This window comes from Flavobacterium sp. ZT3R18 (assembly GCF_007097385.1).
GTDB lineage: Bacteria > Bacteroidota > Bacteroidia > Flavobacteriales > Flavobacteriaceae > Flavobacterium.
Map to the genome: position 1 here is coordinate 78,009 of NZ_VJZS01000007.1, position 18,542 is coordinate 96,550.

Annotated in this window: 17 protein-coding genes and 1 pseudogene; 7 read left to right on the forward strand and 11 right to left on the reverse strand. The window is 34.6% G+C overall.

Annotated features, from left to right (window positions below; translation table 11 throughout):
- Nucleotides 1-97: 97 nt before the first annotated feature.
- Nucleotides 98-1,030, forward strand: coding sequence for a transglutaminase (locus FNW52_RS09770; protein ID WP_143377281.1), 933 nt, complete (start codon nt 98-100; stop codon nt 1,028-1,030).
- A 535-nt stretch (nt 1,031-1,565) separates the two neighbouring features.
- Here the strand turns inward: FNW52_RS09770 and ung are convergent.
- Genes ung through FNW52_RS09785 form a run of 3 tightly spaced genes read right to left on the reverse strand, consistent with a single transcriptional unit; the run spans nt 1,566 to nt 2,888 of the window.
- Nucleotides 1,566-2,237, reverse strand: coding sequence for a uracil-DNA glycosylase (gene ung / locus FNW52_RS09775; RefSeq protein WP_143377282.1), 672 nt, complete (start codon nt 2,235-2,237; stop codon nt 1,566-1,568).
- Between the two features lie 2 nt (nt 2,238-2,239).
- Nucleotides 2,240-2,605, reverse strand: coding sequence for a DUF86 domain-containing protein (locus FNW52_RS09780; RefSeq protein WP_143377283.1), 366 nt, complete (start codon nt 2,603-2,605; stop codon nt 2,240-2,242).
- On the reverse strand, nt 2,598-2,888 hold the full coding sequence (locus FNW52_RS09785; protein WP_143377284.1) for a nucleotidyltransferase family protein: 291 nt from the start codon (nt 2,886-2,888) through the stop codon (nt 2,598-2,600). The genes FNW52_RS09780 and FNW52_RS09785 overlap by 8 nt, the downstream gene beginning before the upstream one ends.
- Before the next feature lie 171 nt (nt 2,889-3,059).
- Here FNW52_RS09785 and FNW52_RS09790 point away from each other — a divergent pair, with 171 nt between their 5' ends.
- From FNW52_RS09790 to FNW52_RS09800, 3 genes and pseudogenes are all read left to right on the forward strand, one after another.
- Nucleotides 3,060-5,228, forward strand: a complete 2,169-nt coding sequence (locus FNW52_RS09790) for a DNA mismatch repair protein MutS (protein ID WP_143377285.1) — start codon at nt 3,060-3,062, stop codon at nt 5,226-5,228.
- 169 nt (nt 5,229-5,397) lie between these two features.
- Nucleotides 5,398-6,395: pseudogene (locus tag FNW52_RS09795) on the forward strand (virulence RhuM family protein).
- 45 nt (nt 6,396-6,440) lie between these two features.
- Nucleotides 6,441-6,854: a thiol-disulfide oxidoreductase DCC family protein gene (locus tag FNW52_RS09800; protein ID WP_143377286.1), complete on the forward strand. Its 414-nt coding sequence runs from the start codon at nt 6,441-6,443 to the stop codon at nt 6,852-6,854.
- Nucleotides 6,855-6,955: 101 nt separating this feature from the next.
- Here FNW52_RS09800 and ettA read toward each other — a convergent pair whose 3' ends face one another.
- The 3 genes from ettA to holA form a co-directional block, all read right to left on the reverse strand.
- Nucleotides 6,956-8,650, reverse strand: a complete 1,695-nt coding sequence (gene ettA, locus FNW52_RS09805) for an energy-dependent translational throttle protein EttA (protein WP_143377287.1) — start codon at nt 8,648-8,650, stop codon at nt 6,956-6,958.
- Nucleotides 8,651-8,714: 64 nt separating this feature from the next.
- Nucleotides 8,715-8,897: a CAL67264 family membrane protein gene (locus FNW52_RS09810; protein WP_143377288.1), complete on the reverse strand. Its 183-nt coding sequence runs from the start codon at nt 8,895-8,897 to the stop codon at nt 8,715-8,717.
- A 212-nt stretch (nt 8,898-9,109) separates the two neighbouring features.
- A complete protein-coding gene (gene holA, locus FNW52_RS09815; protein WP_143377289.1) occupies nt 9,110-10,114 on the reverse strand; it encodes a DNA polymerase III subunit delta in 1,005 nt (334 codons plus the stop codon).
- 167 nt (nt 10,115-10,281) lie between these two features.
- Here holA and FNW52_RS09820 point away from each other — a divergent pair, with 167 nt between their 5' ends.
- The 3 genes from FNW52_RS09820 to FNW52_RS09830 all read left to right on the forward strand — a co-directional run bounded on the left by FNW52_RS09820 (nt 10,282) and on the right by FNW52_RS09830 (nt 12,708).
- A complete protein-coding gene (locus FNW52_RS09820) occupies nt 10,282-10,737 on the forward strand; it encodes a type I restriction enzyme HsdR N-terminal domain-containing protein (protein WP_143377290.1) in 456 nt (151 codons plus the stop codon).
- 46 nt (nt 10,738-10,783) lie between these two features.
- Complete coding sequence (locus tag FNW52_RS09825; protein WP_143377291.1) at nt 10,784-11,776, forward strand: glycosyltransferase family 2 protein; 993 nt, start codon at nt 10,784-10,786, stop codon at nt 11,774-11,776.
- Nucleotides 11,777-11,850: 74 nt separating this feature from the next.
- Nucleotides 11,851-12,708 carry an OmpA family protein gene (locus tag FNW52_RS09830; RefSeq protein ID WP_143377292.1) on the forward strand — a complete coding sequence of 286 codons (858 nt, stop codon included), beginning with the start codon at nt 11,851-11,853 and terminating at the stop codon, nt 12,706-12,708.
- Between the two features lie 186 nt (nt 12,709-12,894).
- Here the strand turns inward: FNW52_RS09830 and FNW52_RS09835 are convergent, their stop codons facing one another.
- The 5 genes from FNW52_RS09835 to FNW52_RS09855 form a co-directional block, all read right to left on the reverse strand.
- Nucleotides 12,895-13,515 carry an L-threonylcarbamoyladenylate synthase gene (locus FNW52_RS09835; RefSeq protein ID WP_143377293.1) on the reverse strand — a complete coding sequence of 207 codons (621 nt, stop codon included), beginning with the start codon at nt 13,513-13,515 and terminating at the stop codon, nt 12,895-12,897.
- A gap of 67 nt (nt 13,516-13,582) precedes the next feature.
- Nucleotides 13,583-13,930, reverse strand: a complete 348-nt coding sequence (locus tag FNW52_RS09840) for a TfoX/Sxy family protein (RefSeq protein WP_143377294.1) — start codon at nt 13,928-13,930, stop codon at nt 13,583-13,585.
- Nucleotides 13,931-14,080: 150 nt separating this feature from the next.
- Nucleotides 14,081-16,426 carry an ATP-dependent helicase gene (locus FNW52_RS09845; RefSeq protein WP_143377295.1) on the reverse strand — a complete coding sequence of 782 codons (2,346 nt, stop codon included), beginning with the start codon at nt 16,424-16,426 and terminating at the stop codon, nt 14,081-14,083.
- Between the two features lie 176 nt (nt 16,427-16,602).
- Nucleotides 16,603-17,496 (reverse strand): alpha/beta hydrolase, encoded by an 894-nt coding sequence (locus FNW52_RS09850; protein WP_143377296.1) that lies wholly within the window; start codon nt 17,494-17,496, stop codon nt 16,603-16,605.
- Between the two features lie 527 nt (nt 17,497-18,023).
- Nucleotides 18,024-18,443 (reverse strand): DUF1801 domain-containing protein, encoded by a 420-nt coding sequence (locus FNW52_RS09855; RefSeq protein ID WP_143377297.1) that lies wholly within the window; start codon nt 18,441-18,443, stop codon nt 18,024-18,026.
- Nucleotides 18,444-18,542: the final 99 nt, after the last annotated feature.

An 18,542-nucleotide genomic window follows, 5' to 3' on the forward strand; every position in this document is an offset into this window, starting at 1 on the left:
ATGTTAAACAATATCTTAAATCAATAATTTGCGTTAGAAAGTATAGATAAAAAAAAGTACTTTTACGAAAAGCAATAGATCCCTACTTTTGGGTATTATGATACAACTTAACAAAACTAATTTTCAAACCGTAAAAACCAAGCTTCAGTTGAAAAAACCTTGGGATAGTTTTGTTATTTTAGTTTTGAGCATTTTAATCACCATTCCACTCTTTATAATATTTCATGAAAATTTAATAAATCCAAATTGGATTTTTAGTTTGGATAGAATTATACTTTTCTTTGTTCTCTTGGCGGTTATTCATTATACCTTGTATTCCTTGCGAACCATCATTATTATTTGCATCGTTCTGTATTTCTTGGTATTGATTTACAGCAGTTTATTTGGAAATTTTAATTTCAATAGTGTTTTTGATGATTACAATTCCATGTTGTATTCCATGAACAACAACCCGTATCCACAGGATATTATTATTGCCAAATTATTACCTTTTCCCAATAAGACACAAATCACAAAAGCGATAGAATACGAAAATCCAAAGGTTCGAAACTTCGCTGTTTTTGCCACTTCAAGACATTTTAAAAACATAAGAGGCTATTCAGAATATCGAAATATAATACAATGTTTTGCTGTATTCAAAGAAATAAATAGCCGTTGGAATTATGTAAATGATCCTAAAGATGGCGATTATATAGCAACAGCCTCCGAGTCACTACTTTATTTTTCGGGAGATTGTGACGATCATTCCATATTAATGGCTGCCAGCATCAAAGCCATTGGAGGAACTCCCCGACTCATTCATACCAAAGGGCATATCTATCCCGAAATTTGGATAGGTTCTATGAAAGATCTGGAGAATGTCAATTACTTGGTAAAAAATGTTTTATTTGCACAAGAAAGCTATAAAAAACAGCTTAATTATCACATCGATGAGCGTGGTCAGGTCTGGCTAAACCTTGATTATACAGCAAAATATCCAGGAGGTCCATTTATGTCCGAAGAAATATTGGGAGCTTTAACTTTGGAATAAAAATCATTTGGGAGTGCCCCCGTTAAGAAAATGGGCTTACTTATGATACCGCTTAATCGCCCATTTTCTTAACGGGGTCGGGCTATCCGCGTTACAAGGTAACTTGCTTCTATCCCTCACTCGTGACCAAGACGTTTAGTCTAATCCAGATTGGAGAAGAAAAAAAGCATTACATCCAAATTTTGTAATAGATAACTACAACTGTATTATTCTTCAAAACCGCGAAGGGGTACAATGATTATAGCAATTTTATGATGTTGCAAATAAACCCCGAAGGGGTGCAATGATTATAGTCCTCCGCAGAATTACACATACATACATATATATATATAAATATCACCCCTACGGGGTTTTTGGACAATGGAATTAATTATTTCTAGAATCATTACACCCCTTCGGGGTTAGAGTCAATTATAATTTATCTTGGATAAGAAGTTTAATGATGAATTTGGGTTTAATCCAAAGGTTAAAGTAGCATAAAGCAGAATGTAAAATGAAATATAGATATGGTTCGATAATCCCAAATTGATTACACTTACAACCAATCAATCATTCCTAAATCATTCTTTTTTAAATACTCATTAGCTTGACTAAAATTTTTATTCCCAAACCATTTCCCTTGATTGGCACTCATAGGCGAAGGATGCCCGGATTCTAATACCAAATGCTTTTCCCGATCAATTTTAGCCCCTTTTTTTTTTGCAAAATTACCCCAAAGCATGAAAACCACATTTTCTTTCTCTTCTGAAATTTTTTGAATAACAGCATCCGTAAAAAGATTCCATTTAAGATGTTTATGACTATTCGGACTATCTTTTCTCACGGTTAGTGAAGCATTCAAAAGTAAAACCCCTTGTTTTGCCCAAGATTCTAAATTGCCGGATGTTGGCATAAAAATAGAATCTAAATCGTTGTTCATTTCCCTAAAAATATTACGCAACGATGGCGGAATTTTAACCGAATCATTTACTGAAAAGCACAAACCGTTAGCCTCTCCTTCTCCATGATAAGGATCTTGACCAATAATCACCACTTTTAAATTCTCTAAAGAGCAATTGTTAAAAGCCGAAAAAATCAACTCTTTTGGAGGGAAACAAGTAGAATTTTGATATTCTAAATCAACAGCCTGAATCAAATCCTGAAAATAAGGCTTTTTAATTTCATCAGATAATACGGTTTGCCAAGAAGGAATTAAGTTGATTTGCATTCTTATTCGAATTTAGCAAGTTCAGTTTTTATAACAAATTCTAATTTAGGCAAATAATTTTTGCCTATTTCATAAACAATTTCGTAATCTAGCATTTCATAATGGTGGGAAATAAAATCTCGAAAACGAATAATTTTGTTCCACTCCATTTCAGGATAATTACTCTGTAATAAATTATGTTTTCTGGAAGTGTTTTTTACATTTTCTCCAATAGCCTGAAGTCGAGTAACAATAGCATCTAGTAATGTTTTTCCGTATTCTGTGGAAACAAAATCGGTTGGGATATTAATTTCAGAAAATCTTTTATTGCAAATATTGACGTGTTCTAAAATAGTTTCTAGTGAATATTTATAAACATCATCATACATAAATCAAATCATTTTTAATATTGTTTAAAAAACGCTCCGATACATGTGGTCCCTTCCTAACAATTTCAATTTTAGATTTTAATTTATTTTCTAAATAAGAATACAAACCCATCAATAAGCTATAAGAAGGCTCATTAAATTCAACAAAAAAATCAATATCACTATCCGGTTTTTCTAATCCTTTAGCATAAGAGCCAAACAAACCAATCGTTACAACTCCATAATTTTCTTTTAGGAATTGTTTGTCTGTTTGCAAAGTATTGATTATTTCATCTTTTTTCATGCTAATCTACTATTTGTTTTTTATTGGAACATAGTATCGCTATTCTTTATTCCCAAGATTTAAGTTTGAATCATAGCGATTTCATCTAACAAAGATAAAAAATAATACTTTCAAATTACTTTGCCTCTCTTAAACTTTGTAACTTTGACCCTTTGCAACTTATACTAGAAAATGATCTCTATTACAGAAAAAACATTACAAGATTTACAATTCCCAACCGTTCTTGAAACCATTTCATCTATATGCAACACGGATATAGGGAAACAAAAAGCCTTAGAAATAATTCCATTTAGAGACAAAGAAACCTTGATGAGTGCTTTAATGCAAACCTCAGAGTATGTTGCCTCTTTTCAAAATAACAATGCCATTCCAAATCATGGCTTTGATGCTATAACTTACGAAATCAAATTTCTGAGTATTGAGGATAGCTTTCTTGAAGTGGGTGGTTTTAGAAAAATAGCCACCATCTCCGAAACTACGAATGTCCTTTTGGCATTTTTGAATAAATTCAATGACTATTATCCGAATCTTTCTGCAAAAAGTTCCGGAATTCAACATACCAAAGAAATAATCAGCCTTGTAGATGTAGTGGTTGATAAATATGGAGAGATCAAAGACAATGCATCTCCAGAATTATTGAACATTCGACGCAATATGAATTTGGTTCGTGGCAAAATGAATCAGAGTTTTGGAATTGCCTTGACCCAATACAATGGTTTAGGATATTTGGATGATATAAAAGAAAGTTTTGTGCAAAATCGTCGCGTTTTAGCCGTTTTGGCCATGTACCGTCGAAAAGTGAGAGGAACCATTTTAGGCAGTTCAAAAACAGGAAGCATTGCTTATATAGAACCCGAAACTACTTTGAATTACTCTAGAGAATTGAGTAATCTGGAATATGAAGAAAAAGAAGAAATCACCCGAATCCTAAAACAATTATCGAATGCCACTCGTCCTTTTTTGCCTTTGTTGATTCAATACCAAGATTTCCTGAGTGATATTGATGTGATTGCGGCCAAAGCAAAATATGCCGATAGAATCAACGGAATTTTGCCTACCATTACAGAAGAGCGTCGTCTTTATTTCAGAGATGCTTACCATCCTATTTTGTACCTGAATAACAAACAGAAACAGGAAATTACACATCCGCAAACTATAGAATTAAGCCAAGAAAACAGAATTATTGTTATTTCTGGACCCAATGCCGGTGGTAAAACCATCTCGATGAAGACCGTCGGTTTATTGCAGTTGATGTTGCAATCCGGAATGTTAATCCCTGTTCATGAACGTAGCGAAACGTTTTTATTTGATCGCATTCTTACAGATATTGGAGATAATCAATCTATTGAAAACCATTTAAGTACATACAGTTACCGATTGAAGAACATGAACTATTTTCTAAAAAAATGTAATTCAAAAACCATGTTCTTAATTGATGAATTCGGTACTGGGTCTGATCCCGAATTGGGTGGGGCTTTAGCCGAAATCTTCTTAGAAGAATTCTATCACAGAGAGGCTTTCGGATTGATTACGACCCATTATTCAAATCTAAAAATTCTTGCCAACGAACTGCCATATGCGACGAATGCCAACATGCTATTTGATGAAAAATCATTGGAACCCATGTACAAATTGGTTTTGGGGCAAGCGGGAAGTTCATTCACTTTTGAAGTGGCCTTAAAAAACGGAATTCCTTTTAGTTTAATCAACCGAGCCAAGAAAAAAATTGAAGTGGGAAAAGTCCGCTTTGATAAAACCATTGCAACCTTGCAAAAAGAGCGCTCCAAAATGGAAAAAACCTCTCAAACGCTGAAAGAAGAAGAAACCAGAGCGCGTGAGGAAGGCAAGAAAATGGAGAATATCAATGTCAAAATCAAACAAAAACTGGAAAGCTATCAGGAATTGTACGATAGCAATCAGAAGACGATTTACATTGGTCAAAAAATTGAAGATATAGCCGAGAAATATTTCAACAATAAAAACAAAAAAGACCTTATTGGCGAGTTTTTGAAAATTGTAGAAATAGAAAACTCCAAGCGCAAAAAAGCCACTCCAAAAGAGGCTAAAGCGATTATTGAAAAGAAAAAAGAAGTCATTGAAGAAATTACAGTTCACGTAGAAGAAATTCGCAAGGAAAAGAAAGAAAAGAAACTAAAACCCGTAGTTGTCAAGCCGAAAGCCATTTTAAAAGTGGGCGACCGCGTACGAATGCTAGACGGAAAATCAGTGGGAAGCATCGATAAGATTGAGAAAAACAAAGCGGTTGTGAATTACGGCATGTTTACCTCGAAAGTGAGTCTGGATGAATTGGAATTGGTAGAAGCGGTTAAGAAGAAGTAGTGGTTAGTGTTTAGTCTTAGTTTTCGGTATGGGGCAATGGTTGTTCCGTTAATTATTGGAACGGAGAAGTCACACTTCAATCGACATGCTGAATTTGTTTGCACATTTTCTTAATATCTCTCGTAAAACACAAACAATTACTTATAAAATATTGAAAAAAACTTAGCAAATGGAACAACAAAACGTAATCATTTACAACACGCAAGACGGCAAAGCTTCAGTATCTCTGTTGACCAAAGATGATAGTGTATGGATGAACCAAAACCAACTGGCGGAACTTTTTAACACCTCTAAGCAAAATATAGGTCAACACATTGCAAGTGTACTAGAAGACAATGAATTAGACTCAAAGTCAGTTGTAAAGAATTACTTTACGACTGCCCAAGATGGCAAGAATTATAATGTAACTTTCTACTCCTTAGAAATGATTTTGGCTATTGGTTTTAGAGTGCGTAGCAAAAGAGGCATTCAGTTCAGACAATGGGCAAATAGCAATCTGAAAGAGTATATGATTAAAGGTTTTTTGATGGATGATGAGCGTCTAAAAAATCCAAATGGAAGACCTGATTATTTTGATGAATTACTTGCTAGGATAAGAGACGTAAGAGCGTCTGAAAAAAGATTTTATCAAAAAGTAAGAGATTTATTTTCGTTGAGTAGCGATTATGACGCTACTGATAAAGCAACTCAAATGTTTTATGCCGAAACCCAAAACAAGATTTTGTATGCTATAACTAACAAAACTGCAGCAGAATCATTATAAGCCGTGCTGATGCTAGTATCCCAAATATGGCACTGACAAGCTGGAAAGGTTCAGTCGTGAGAAAGCAAGATATTTACATTGCAAAAAATTATTTGAACGAAGATGAAATAGATAGTTTGAACCGTTTTGTGGTAGTGTTTTTGGAAACAGCTGAACTTAGAGCCAAAAACAGACAGGATATTACTATCTCATTTTGGAGAGATAATATCGATAAGATATTACTGCTTAACGATAAAATAGTGTTAAACCACAAAGGGACTGTTAGTCATCTTGAAATGGAAAAAGAAGTAGATTCTATTTATAAAAGCATTGAAACTAATAGAAAACAAGCTGATGCGAAGCAAGCAGATGATGAAGATATGGAAGAATTGAAACGATTGGAGGATAAAATAAAAAGGAAATAATACTTTAGAACGTATCTAAAAAACCAAGTAATATTTAAACTGCCAATGCAAAACTTACCGCCTAATAAAAAAATAATCCTCTTTGATGGTGTTTGCAACCTCTGTAATTCAGCGGTGCAATTCGTCATTAAACACGACAAAGATGATGTATTTAGGTTTGTGGCTTTACAGTCGGAATTGGGGAAAGAAATCCTTGAATATATTGGGATTGATTCTAAAAATACAGACAGTATAGTTTTATATGAGCCAGGTGTGTCTTACTATTACAAATCGGACGCTGCATTGCAAATCGCAAAAAGTTTGGGCGGATTATGTTCGATGGGATTAATCTTTAAAATCATCCCAACAGGAATTAGGAATCAGCTTTACGATTACATTGCTAGAAACAGGTACAAATGGTATGGCAAAAAAGAGAGTTGCATGCTACCAACACTAGAATCAAAAGCTAAGTTTTTGTAATCGCTAAATAAAAAATCCACGAACTCAATTAAGAATTCGTGGATTTTTAGGATGAACTTATTTGCGTACAGCTTCTACTTCATAAATCTAAAATCACTTTTTTAGCTTCTAATCAATTTTCTGTATTTCAAACGTTTTGGCGTTAAATCACCACCCAAACGTTTTTTCTTGTTCTCTTCATATTCAGAGAAACCACCTTCAAAACAATATACTTCCGAATCGCCTTCAAAAGCTAGAATGTGCGTACAGATTCTGTCTAAGAACCATCTGTCGTGTGAAATCACTACGGCACAACCCGCAAAATTCTCTAAACCTTCTTCGAGGGCTCGAAGCGTATTTACGTCCAAATCATTCGTTGGCTCATCCAATAAAAGCACGTTTCCTTCTTCTTTAAGAGTCATGGCAAGGTGCAAACGGTTTCTTTCTCCACCCGAAAGCATCGATACTTTCTTGTTTTGCTCTCCACCACCAAAATTAAAACGCGACAAGTACGCTCTAGAGTTCACTTGTTTCCCTCCCATCATAATCATTTCCTGACCATCGGCAAAATTTTCCCAAATGGATTTGTTAGGGTCAATATTTGAATGCGCTTGATCTACATAGGCGATTTTTACCGTATCTCCAATTAAAAAATCTCCGCTATCCGGTGTTTCTTCACCCATAATCATTCTGAAAATAGTTGATTTACCAGCACCGTTTGGCCCAATAATACCAACAATACCAGCTTGTGGTAAAGTAAAATTCAAGTTGTCATATAATAATTTGTCCCCAAAAGCTTTGGCTACATTTTTAGCTTCGATAACATTGGTTCCCAAACGTGGACCATTTGGAATATAAATCTCTAGATTTTCGTCCAATTGTTTTTGGTCTTCATTCAAGAGCTTATCATAGTTTTGCAAACGCGCTTTTTGTTTGGTTTGACGACCTTTCGCCCCTTGACGAACCCAGTCCAACTCACGTTCTAGTGTTTTTCTGCGTTTTGAAGCTACTTTTTCTTCCAGTGCCATACGGCTTGATTTTTGGTCTAACCAAGAAGAATAGTTTCCTTTCCAAGGAATACCTTCTCCTCTATCCAATTCTAGAATCCAACCTGCAACATTATCCAAGAAATACCTATCGTGCGTTACTGCAATTACAGTTCCGGCATATTGCGCCAAATGTTGCTCTAACCAAAGAACACTTTCTGCATCCAAGTGATTCGTAGGCTCATCCAGAAGCAAAACGTCCGGTTGTTGCAATAACAAACGGCATAAAGCTACACGACGGCGTTCTCCACCGGATAAATTCTTAATTGGCGTATCGCCTTCTGGTGTGCGCAAGGCATCCATGGCTATTTCTAGTTTGGTGTCGATTTCCCAAGCACCCAAGGCATCAATTTTGTCTTGTAAAAGCGCTTGGCGATCCATTAACTTGTCCATTTTATCGGCATCTTCATAGTTTTCTGGAAGACCAAATAAATCGTTGATTTTGTTGAACTCCTCCAAAATAGCCATCGTTTCTGCAACCCCTTCTCTTACAATTTCGATAACGGTTTTACTATCATCCAACTGTGGATCTTGTTCTAAATAACCAACGGTATAACCCGGTGCAAAAACCACATCTCCTTGATAGTTTTTGTCAACTCCTGCAATAATCTTCAATAATGATGATTTCCCAGAACCGTTTAAACCCAAAATACCAATTTTAGCTCCGTAAAAGAAACTTAAATATATGTTTTTAAGTACTGGTTTATCTGCTCCTTGGTACGTCTTGCTCAATTTTGACATTGAGAATATTACTTTTTTATCGTCTGCCATTTTTTATATGTTTATTGTTTTATTTATCTTGTTTTTGTTATCAAGTTTAATGTTGAATACCAATTTAAACTCTCCCCTTCAGCGCATTGAATACCCATGCATTCGCCAAAAAACCTATTCCTACAGCTGCAAATCCCCAGCCCGCTACGTCGTCATATCTAAAAGCACCTAATAATATCAGTAATATACCCATTAGTGTCATAATTAGGGTAGCCCATCCCAAAACAGTATTTTTATTCATTGCCATAATTGTGGTATTTGTTTTTTACAATCTGCAAATATCGGCATTTTTAGTAAAGGTTTTGAAATAAAGCATGCAAAATTTGACGAAGTTATTTTGTTCTTTTTCAAGGCAAAAAAACTTTGAATAGCCCAGCTATTCAAAGTTTTTTTAACGAAGAAAAAGGGCGAAAGAACGAGAGAAATTGCAGGGTTTATTTTGAAACATTTACTTACCCTTTAATTAAAAATTTTATACAGCATTTCTCGTAATAAATCGGCTTGTGATAAGCTATTGGCACCAACTCCTTTACTCTTAACATCGGTGTCTCTTAAAGAAGCTATAATTTGACTCACTTTTTTCATGGGATAATTCTTTATAGCCACATCATAATCTTTTAGAAAAAAAGGATTCACTCCTAAAACCGAAGCTACGTTTTTTGGATTTTTGTCTTTCAATCCGTGGTATTTTAATAATTGAATGAAAAAGCCAAAAACCAAACCCGTAGTCATTACTAGTGGATTGTCTTTTGGGTTTTGGGCAAAATTATCGGCAATTTTATAGGCTTTCAGTTGGTTGCGTTCGCCAATGGCTTTTCGCAATTCGAATACATTATAATCTTTACTAAACCCTATGTTTTCCTCAATATCTTTGGCGGAAATGGTGCTTCCTGCTGGCAAAATGATTTGGAGTTTTTCAAGTTCATTATTGATTTTACTCAAATCGGTTCCTAAAAACTCGACTAACATAGCCGAAGCTTTGGGTTCTATGGCATATTTTTTACCAGCCAATACCCGTTTAATCCAATCCCCTACTTGGTTTTCATAGAGTTTTTTGCTTTCATAAACCACTCCATTTTTAGCCAAAAGCTTGGTTACTTTTTTTCTTTTGTCTAAAGTTTTGTATTTATAGCAAAAGACCAAAACCGTTGATGGCATCGGATGCTCGACATAGCTTTCGATTTTGTCAATGGTTCTCGATAAATCCTGAGCTTCTTTGACAATAACCACCTGACGCTCGGCCATCATCGGATAACGTTTGGCTGTTGAAACCACATCTTCTATAGAAACATCTCTACCGTATAAAACGGTTTGATTGAACCCTTTCTCTTCTTCCGACAAAATGTTTTTTTCTATATATTCTGATAATTTGTCAATATAATACGGTTCTTCTCCCATCAAAAAATAAATGGGTTTGATGTTTCCAGCCTTTATATCATTCACAATCTTTACAACTTCGTCCATAGAGATTTATGATTTTATATTAACGATTTTTGATTTTTGATTTCCAAAACATCTATTCTCTATTTTCTTTTTTCTGTTCTCTTTTTTCTCTTTGTCTATCATCTATCCGTCTATTATCTATATTCTATGTTCTTTTTTCTCTATTCAAAAAGTCTTACTTTTGCTTTATGCAAAAACTCAATTTTCCTTCTTATTCTTTTCGATTCAAAAATAGCGAAAATAAAGTATCTATTTTTGATGCTATCAGGAAAAAATTTATCATTCTCACGCCCGAAGAATGGGTTCGTCAGCATGTGGTTAGTTATTTAATTGAAGAAAAAAAATACCCGAAATCCTTAATTAATGTCGAAAAAGTTTTAAAAGTCAACGGTTTAAGGAAACGGTATGATATTGTGGTTTTCAATTCTGATGGGACTATTTTTATATTAATTGAATGTAAAGCACCCGAAGTTAAAATTGCCCAAGCCACATTCGATCAAATTGCCAGATATAATATGACGTTGGAAGCCGAATTTTTGATGGTAACCAATGGACTAAATCATTATTTTTGCCTAATGGATTTTGAAAATGAAAAATACACTTTCCTAGAAAACTTGCCGAATTATAATAAATTAGAGTCTTAGATTTCTCATATTGTTTGAATCTAAAATCTAAAATCTAAAATCTAAAATGAAAATAGCCGTCGTTATACTAAATTGGAATGGAGTAAAACTATTAGAACAGTTTTTGCCTTCCGTAATTCAATTTTCACCCGAAGCAACTGTATATGTTGCAGATAATGCCTCTACAGATGCATCAGTAGCATTTGTAAAAAATAATTTCCCTACAGTCAAAATTGTACAAAACAAAACCAATCAAGGTTTTGCAGGCGGCTATAATGACGCCTTGCAGCATATCGATGCCGAGATTTATGCTTTGGTAAATTCGGATATCGAAGTAACCGAAAACTGGTTGAAACCAATATTAGAAACCTTTGAAACAGAACCTAAAACAGCCATAATCCAACCTAAAATATTAGATTATAAACGAAAAGACTATTTTGAATATGCTGGTGCCGCTGGTGGATTCATTGATCAATTTGGGTATCCATTTTGTCGTGGACGTATTTTTGACACTTTAGAAAAAGATAACGGTCAATACAACGATAAAACTGAAATCTTTTGGGCTTCTGGGGCTTGCTTTTTTATTAGAAGTACCGTTTATACAGCCTTAAAAGGTTTTGATGAAGACTTTTTTGCACATCAGGAAGAAATCGATTTATGCTGGCGCGCTATGAACAAAGGGCATATTATAAAATACAATTCAGAATCAACGGTTTACCATGTGGGAGGCGCTACTTTGCAACAAGCTAATCCTCAAAAAACTTATCTCAATTTTAGAAATTCGTTGTTAATGTTAACCAAAAATTTGCCACAAGACGCTTTGCTTAAAGTGTTGTTAATTAGATTATTACTAGATGGTATTGCTGGGGTAAAATTCACCTTAGAAGGTCGATTTGTTCATTGTTGGGCTATTATTAGGGCACATTTTTCTTTTTATAGGTTGTTTTTAACAAATTATAAAAAAAGAGAAAATAATCAAGTTAAGATATACTTTAAAATGAAAAGCATCGTTTATGGTTACTATGTTAAAAACGGCACAGTTTTTGCTGACTTTATTTAACAATAATTTACATTTAAAATTAACATTTAAAAACTAACTTTGTAATTCACACGTTTAATTAAATTTTGCATTCTATGAAAAAAATAATGATTACTCTATCCGCTTTAGCACTTCTAACTTCTTGTGTATCTAAAAAGGAATACGCGGCTTTGGAAGCTAAAAATAAGGAAACACAGGATTTGTTAAATACTTGTACCGTGAAACTGAATTCTTGCTTAGAAGAAAGAGCTGGTCTTAAAGCAACTGTAGATGGTTTAAAAGAAACCAATCAACACTTGATAAGTACTTCTAAAGACATGACTGTTTTGTCGACTAAAGGAGCGGAAAACATTGAAAAAGCTCTCGAATCTATCAAAGAGAAAGATTTAAAAATTAGCAGAATGCAAGATGCCTTGACTAAAAAGGATAGTGTTACACTTGCTGTTGTTACTAGTTTAAAATCGGTTGTTGGATTGGATGATAAAGACATCGAAATCAATGTAGATAAAGGAGTTGTATTTATCTCTATCTCTGATAAAATGTTATTCAAAAGCGGTAGTTATGAAGTAAGTGACAAGGCAAAAGGAGTTTTGGCTAAAGTTGCGAAAGTAGTAAACGACAAACCGGATTTTGAATGTATGATTGAAGGTCACACTGATACTGACGTATTAAAAGGAAATGCTTGTTTAATTGATAACTGGGATTTGAGTGTAAAACGCTCTACTGCTATTATCCGCATTTTATCTAATGATTTAGGGGTAAAACCAGAGCAATTAATCGCTGCTGGTAGAAGCTCTTACGTTCCTTTGGTTCCAAATGATTCTGCTGAGAATAAATCTAAAAACAGAAGAACTCGTATCTATGTAATGCCAAAAATTGATCAGTTCTATGATATGGTTGAAAAAGAAATGAAAAAACAACCAGGCGCAACTACTGAACCGGCTGGGAAATAATATTCTTCCATTTATAATAAAGAAACGCCTCGATGAATTTCGAGGCGTTTTTTTTATATCTGCATTTTTAGAAAAAGGCTAGTTAAAATACTATCTAACAACTGAAAATAAACATCGCCAATACCTATTAAACATATTTGTACAGATGCTGTTTTATTAATTCTAATTTTGTAAAAATAGTATCCTTTACAATATATCCAAACTTCCCTTTCCTTCCCTAACGACTATAGGTTCGTCTCCAGATAAGTCAATGATAGTTGAGCCCATATTGTCTCCATAACCCCCATCAATAACCAAATCTACAAGATTCTGCCATTTCTCGAAAATCAATTCAGGATCAGTGGTGTATTCTATCACTTCATCTTCATCGTGAATAGAAGTTGAAACAATCGGATTTCCTAATTGACGCACTATCTCTAAAGCAATTGAATTATCCGGTACACGAATACCAACAGTCGTTTTCTTTTTGAACTCTTTAGGCAAATTATTATTACCCGGAAGAATGAAAGTGTAAGGGCCAGGCAACGCTCTTTTAAGTAATTTAAAGGTCGAAGTGTCTATTTGCTTCACATAATCCGATAAATTACTCAAATCATGGCAAATGAAAGAAAAATTAGCTTTCTCTAACTTTACTCCTTTTATTTTTGCGATTTTTTCAAGAGCACGAGAATTGGTAATATCACAACCCAATCCATAAACAGTGTCCGTTGGATAAATGACCAAACCGCCGTCTTTAAGCACTTTTACCACTTTTGCAATAGCGGCTTCGCTCGGTTTATCGGGATATATTTTTATTATTTGAGCCATGAGATTGATGATTTTAGATTTTAGATTAACGATTTTAGATTTTGGATTGAAATTACCATTGAATTAGCTATTTCTTTTTCTTGCTTTTTACTATTCCTTTTTCGGCAAAATCAAGTCCGAATTTTATCCAGTGCAATAATTTTTCTTCTCCCTGCAAGGCTTCTTCTTCTATAAAAAGAAACCCTTTCATTATTTTCCCCGTAAAATTCATCGGTCGTACATGGTTTTCTTCTAATAGCCATTCATACTCCTCATCTAAAACATGAAGCATCAACTCGTTCTTTACAATTCCAATGCACATTTTATCATTAATCATAAAGGCAATGCCTCCAAACATCTTCTTGGCAACAAAATTAATATTTTGTTGAAGCAGTTGTTTTTCAACTCGCAAAGATAAAATTTCATTGTAAGCCATAAGAGTAATTTTAGAGTTCAGATTTTAGATTTTAGATTTTAGATTTTAGAAATTAGATTTTTGAGTTTAGTCCAACCGTGGCTAGATATTGATCACTGAAAACTGTGACTGCAAACTGCGACTGAACACTGAAAAACTGAACACTGACCACTACCCTATAACATCCAATTTAGCAAAACGCAATAGTAATTTTTTAATACCGCCTATTTCAAATTTAATTTCCGCTTTTTTATCAGCACCAACACCTTCTAGATTAACGACTTGTCCTTTTCCAAAGCGTTCGTGCATAACCACATTTCCTGCAACTAGTTTATTGTCAAACAAATTAGCACTTCCTATTGAAGCACCACTGGAAACTGGTTTCAGTTTTCTTAAATTTATATCGGGATTCACTCCCCCTTTCTCGGAGGCAGAGCTTGTCGAAGCAGGTGGCGTCCCTCCTATTGGTTTAGCCAATCGCAATCTGGATTTATCGATATCCCCAAAAACATCTCCGTCATTCGCAGGCTTGTAACGGTAGTTACTTTCGGGCGGTGTAAGGTATTCTAGATACTGACTGTCTATTTCTTCAATAAAACGAGAAGGTTCACTGTCTGTCAATTTTCCCCAACGGTAACGCGATTGCGCATACGTCAAATACGCCTGATGCTCTGCGCGTGTTAAAGCTACGTAAAATAATCGACGTTCTTCCTCTAACTCGCTTCGGGTACTCATACTCATGGCACTTGGAAACAAATCTTCCTCCATTCCCACCACAAATACGTGCGGAAACTCAAGTCCTTTCGCCAAGTGAATCGTCATCAAAGCCACACGGTCTTCATCACTGGTATCTTTGTCCAAATCCGTAGCCAGTGCCACATCTTCCATAAATTCGGATAACGCACCGCGAGCTCCATCCACTTCTTTCTGCCCTTCGGTAAAATCCTTGATACCATTTAGTAACTCTTCTATATTCTGAATTTTAGCCATTCCCTCAGGAGTAGCATCTTTCTTTAATTCTTGAACCAAACCCGTTTTTTTGGCCACATGATCCGTTAGATAAAAAGCATCTTGATTCTCATTAATCACCTGAAAACTCTGAATCATAGTCACAAAATCAAGCAGCTTTTGCTTGGTTCCTGCATTGAGTTTCAAGTCAATTCGCTCAATGTTTTGCATAACTTCAAAAATCGAACGCTTGTAATGATTGGCCGCAATGGTTAGCTTTTCGATAGTCGTATTCCCAATTCCGCGCGCTGGGTAATTGATCACACGCACCAAAGCCTCCTCATCTTTTGGATTAATAACCAATCGCAAGTAACACAACACGTCTTTTACCTCTTTTCTTTGGTAAAAAGACAATCCACCATAAATTCGATACGGAATATCTCTTTTTCTAAGCGCATCCTCCATCGCACGGGATTGTGCATTGGTACGGTACAAAATGGCAAAAGCACCATTATGCAACTGATTCGTCATTTTTTGTTCCCAAATCGTACTGGCCACAAAACGTCCCTCTTCATTATCCGTAATGCTGCGGTGTATTTTTATTTTGGGACCAAAATCATTGGCCGTCCAAACAATCTTATCTAGTTTTACTTTGTTTTTGTCAATGATGGTATTGGCCGCTTCCACAATATTTTTGGTCGAACGGTAATTTTGTTCCAATCTAAAGGTTTTTACACCCTCATAATCTTTCTGGAAATTCAAGATATTATTGATATTAGCTCCACGAAACGCATAAATACTTTGCGCATCATCTCCAACCACACAGATATTCTGAAATTTATCAGACAAAGCCCTAACAATCAAATACTGCGAATGGTTCGTATCCTGGTACTCATCTACCAAGATGTAGCGAAAACGATTCTGGTATTTAGCCAAAACCTCTGGAAAACGGGTCAATAATTCGTTGGTTTTCAACAATAAATCGTCAAAATCCATGGCCCCAGCTTTAAAACAACGATCCACATAATGCTGGTAAATTTCGCCCATTCGAGGTTTCTTGCTCATCGCATCGGCTTCCTGCAAATCTGGATCATTAAAATACGCTTTTACGGTAATCAGACTGTTCTTAAAATTCGAAATCCTACTCAAAACCTGTTTCGGTTTGTACACATCACGATCCAATTGCAATTCCTTGATAATTCCCGAAATGGCACGCAAGGAATCCTGTGAATCATAAATCGTAAAATTTGAAGGATAGCCCAAATGTTCTGCTTCTGAACGTAAAATTCGAGCAAAAACAGAGTGAAAAGTCCCCATCCACAGATTCTTAGCTTCACTGGCGCCCACAATATCCGAAATACGATTCTTCATCTCCCGCGCCGCCTTATTGGTAAAAGTCAGCGACAAAATATTGAATGCATCAACACCTTGGTGCATCAAATAAGCAATTCTGATGGTAAGCACACGAGTCTTCCCAGATCCCGCACCCGCAATAATAATCATGGGGCCGTCTTTTTGTAGTACTGGTTCGCGTTGTGCTTCGTTAAGTTGGTCTATATATTTATGCATGGAAATATTTCTGTTTGATGCAAAAATAAGAATTTAAGAATGAATAAACGAGCCTTTTCAGAAGGCAGTTTTCAGTTAGCAGTTTTCGGTCGGGCTATCCATGCTACTTCGGTAGCTTATTTCTATCCCTCACGCAAAATCCTGCAAACCCAGACAACTAATCAATTTACACAAGATTATTCTATTTTGCACATTCGTTTAATTTTACCCGAAATTTCTTTTGAATAATAGAGTAATGCCTTTAGATGCGGTTTATCTACTTCATAAAATTCTTTTGGTTCATTTGCATTTTCATATATTTTTTTACCCATATATAGCGGAACCAATTCATCTTCTTTACTATGAATTATTAATAGAGGTTTTCCGAATTTTTTTATTTCCTTTTTTGTGCAAACACCACGCTTGACAACATTTCCAAATACCGGAACTTTATATACTGCCTCATCGGTATGAGAAGTAAACCCTGCTTCTAATATCATTCCACTAATTTTAGATTGTTGTTTAACGCCAACAATTGTTGCCAAATGAGCACCATATGATTGTCCATATAATAGTAGTATAGTATTTTTAACATCTTCCCTCGATTGTAAATAGTCAAATGATGAAAAAGCATCTTTCAGTACAGTCGTTCTTGTTGGCTTGCCTTCAGAATAACCAAAACCGCTATAATCAAAAGTAAAAATTTGAAAACCATATTTTGTAAGTGGCGATATTGCCCTATTATGGTAGAATAAATTGCCTCCACTACCGTGAAAATGCAATAAAGTTCCAATTATTTTTTGGTTTTTTGGTTTGAGCATCCAACCATTTAGTTTGTTCCCACTGGAACTTGTAAAAATGACACTTTCAATTGAATAATCTGAATCAATGGTATCCTTATTTTTTTTAAAAAAAGTGGGCTGTAGGGTTACTGGGTCAATTTTTACAAATGTGGTATCAATTCCAATAGCATAGCTTAGAATTTTTCCTTTTGATAATTTTTGCGGGCGAAAAAATGCAAAATTAAGAGCACAGGAATGCAAAAGAAATACAATTAGAAAAAGCAACACTATTTTGATTTGAATCTTCAATTTTATAGGGATTTAATATCGAAATTATATTTTTTTCAATTATTTGGAATGACACATTTGTGACATAAAGACATTAGAATAATAATAGACTACAAATAAAGTGCGATTTTGATTGTTACTGATAAATCTTCAATAGTACCCACAAAATAATCTCCTCCAAATTCAAGTAGAAACCGTGCTTTTGATTTATATAAACATTAAAATAAATGAAACTCTTTATTGTTGTTTTTGCGCCCTCAAAAACAATTGAATGCAATACATCTTGTTTGTTTTCAATTTTATTTGTTGTTTTCAGAAGGTTTAAATTGACAGTTATCAGATTCGAACTCTTCTTTTTTATGATTACAACTGATTATTATAGTTAATAAGATTAAAGATAGTAAAATAATATCTTTAATACTATTTTTTCTCTTTTTTTAGTCAGTAATTCATTCTTTCTGAGTAGATAAATTACTGACGTACAGTCTTTACTTCTTTTTCTATCACGTATTGGGATTAAAAAGTCAGCGATGCGATCTTACAAAACATTAACTAGGATAAAGTTGCTTAATCTGTTCAATAGATTTTTTTGCTAACTGACTCAATATTGCAATATCGATATCTTCCAATTTTTGAATGTATAAACAAGCTTTACTGGATCTATGCTTTCCTAATTGAGAAAGTAAAGCTTCTTTCTCCTCAAAATTTGAAGCCAGATAGATAGTAATTGCGTTTTTTCTTGATGCGATCCCCGCAAGTGGAGCATTTCCAGTATGGCCACTTTCGTATTTGTAGTTATAAATTCCAAAACCTACAATACTGCTACCCCACATTTTGGGTTCAAAACCAGACAGCCTGGTTAGTAAATCAATTATAAACGTACAGTCTTCACACCTTTTTGCATCGCTTATCGTGGCTAAAAAGGCAGCAACACTATTTTCGGTTTCTACAGTTTTATTTTTTGGCATACCGTTATTTTTACGATTCTTAGTAGAATAGTTCTTTTTTTTTGCCCTAGACATTTTAAATATAAAAAAAAGCTACGAGTTTTTATGGTTGTAGCCTTT

What these genes read in the sequence shown, in the direction of transcription:
- FNW52_RS09855 (WP_143377297.1), bottom strand. Translation starts at nt 18,443, where the DNA reads ATGCCAAAAAATAAAACTGTAGAAACCGAAAATAGTGTTGCTGCCTTT.
- FNW52_RS09790 (WP_143377285.1), top strand. Translation starts at nt 3,060, where the DNA reads ATGATCTCTATTACAGAAAAAACATTACAAGATTTACAATTCCCAACC.
- FNW52_RS09820 (WP_143377290.1), top strand. Translation starts at nt 10,282, where the DNA reads ATGCAAAAACTCAATTTTCCTTCTTATTCTTTTCGATTCAAAAATAGC.
- FNW52_RS09780 (WP_143377283.1), bottom strand. Translation starts at nt 2,605, where the DNA reads ATGTATGATGATGTTTATAAATATTCACTAGAAACTATTTTAGAACAC.
- FNW52_RS09835 (WP_143377293.1), bottom strand. Translation starts at nt 13,515, where the DNA reads ATGGCTCAAATAATAAAAATATATCCCGATAAACCGAGCGAAGCCGCT.
- FNW52_RS09800 (WP_143377286.1), top strand. Translation starts at nt 6,441, where the DNA reads ATGCAAAACTTACCGCCTAATAAAAAAATAATCCTCTTTGATGGTGTT.
- FNW52_RS09845 (WP_143377295.1), bottom strand. Translation starts at nt 16,426, where the DNA reads ATGCATAAATATATAGACCAACTTAACGAAGCACAACGCGAACCAGTA.
- FNW52_RS09830 (WP_143377292.1), top strand. Translation starts at nt 11,851, where the DNA reads ATGAAAAAAATAATGATTACTCTATCCGCTTTAGCACTTCTAACTTCT.
- ung (WP_143377282.1), bottom strand. Translation starts at nt 2,237, where the DNA reads ATGCAAATCAACTTAATTCCTTCTTGGCAAACCGTATTATCTGATGAA.
- ettA (WP_143377287.1), bottom strand. Translation starts at nt 8,650, where the DNA reads ATGGCAGACGATAAAAAAGTAATATTCTCAATGTCAAAATTGAGCAAG.
- FNW52_RS09825 (WP_143377291.1), top strand. Translation starts at nt 10,784, where the DNA reads ATGAAAATAGCCGTCGTTATACTAAATTGGAATGGAGTAAAACTATTA.
- FNW52_RS09810 (WP_143377288.1), bottom strand. Translation starts at nt 8,897, where the DNA reads ATGGCAATGAATAAAAATACTGTTTTGGGATGGGCTACCCTAATTATG.
- FNW52_RS09770 (WP_143377281.1), top strand. Translation starts at nt 98, where the DNA reads ATGATACAACTTAACAAAACTAATTTTCAAACCGTAAAAACCAAGCTT.
- FNW52_RS09840 (WP_143377294.1), bottom strand. Translation starts at nt 13,930, where the DNA reads ATGGCTTACAATGAAATTTTATCTTTGCGAGTTGAAAAACAACTGCTT.
- holA (WP_143377289.1), bottom strand. Translation starts at nt 10,114, where the DNA reads ATGGACGAAGTTGTAAAGATTGTGAATGATATAAAGGCTGGAAACATC.
- FNW52_RS09785 (WP_143377284.1), bottom strand. Translation starts at nt 2,888, where the DNA reads ATGAAAAAAGATGAAATAATCAATACTTTGCAAACAGACAAACAATTC.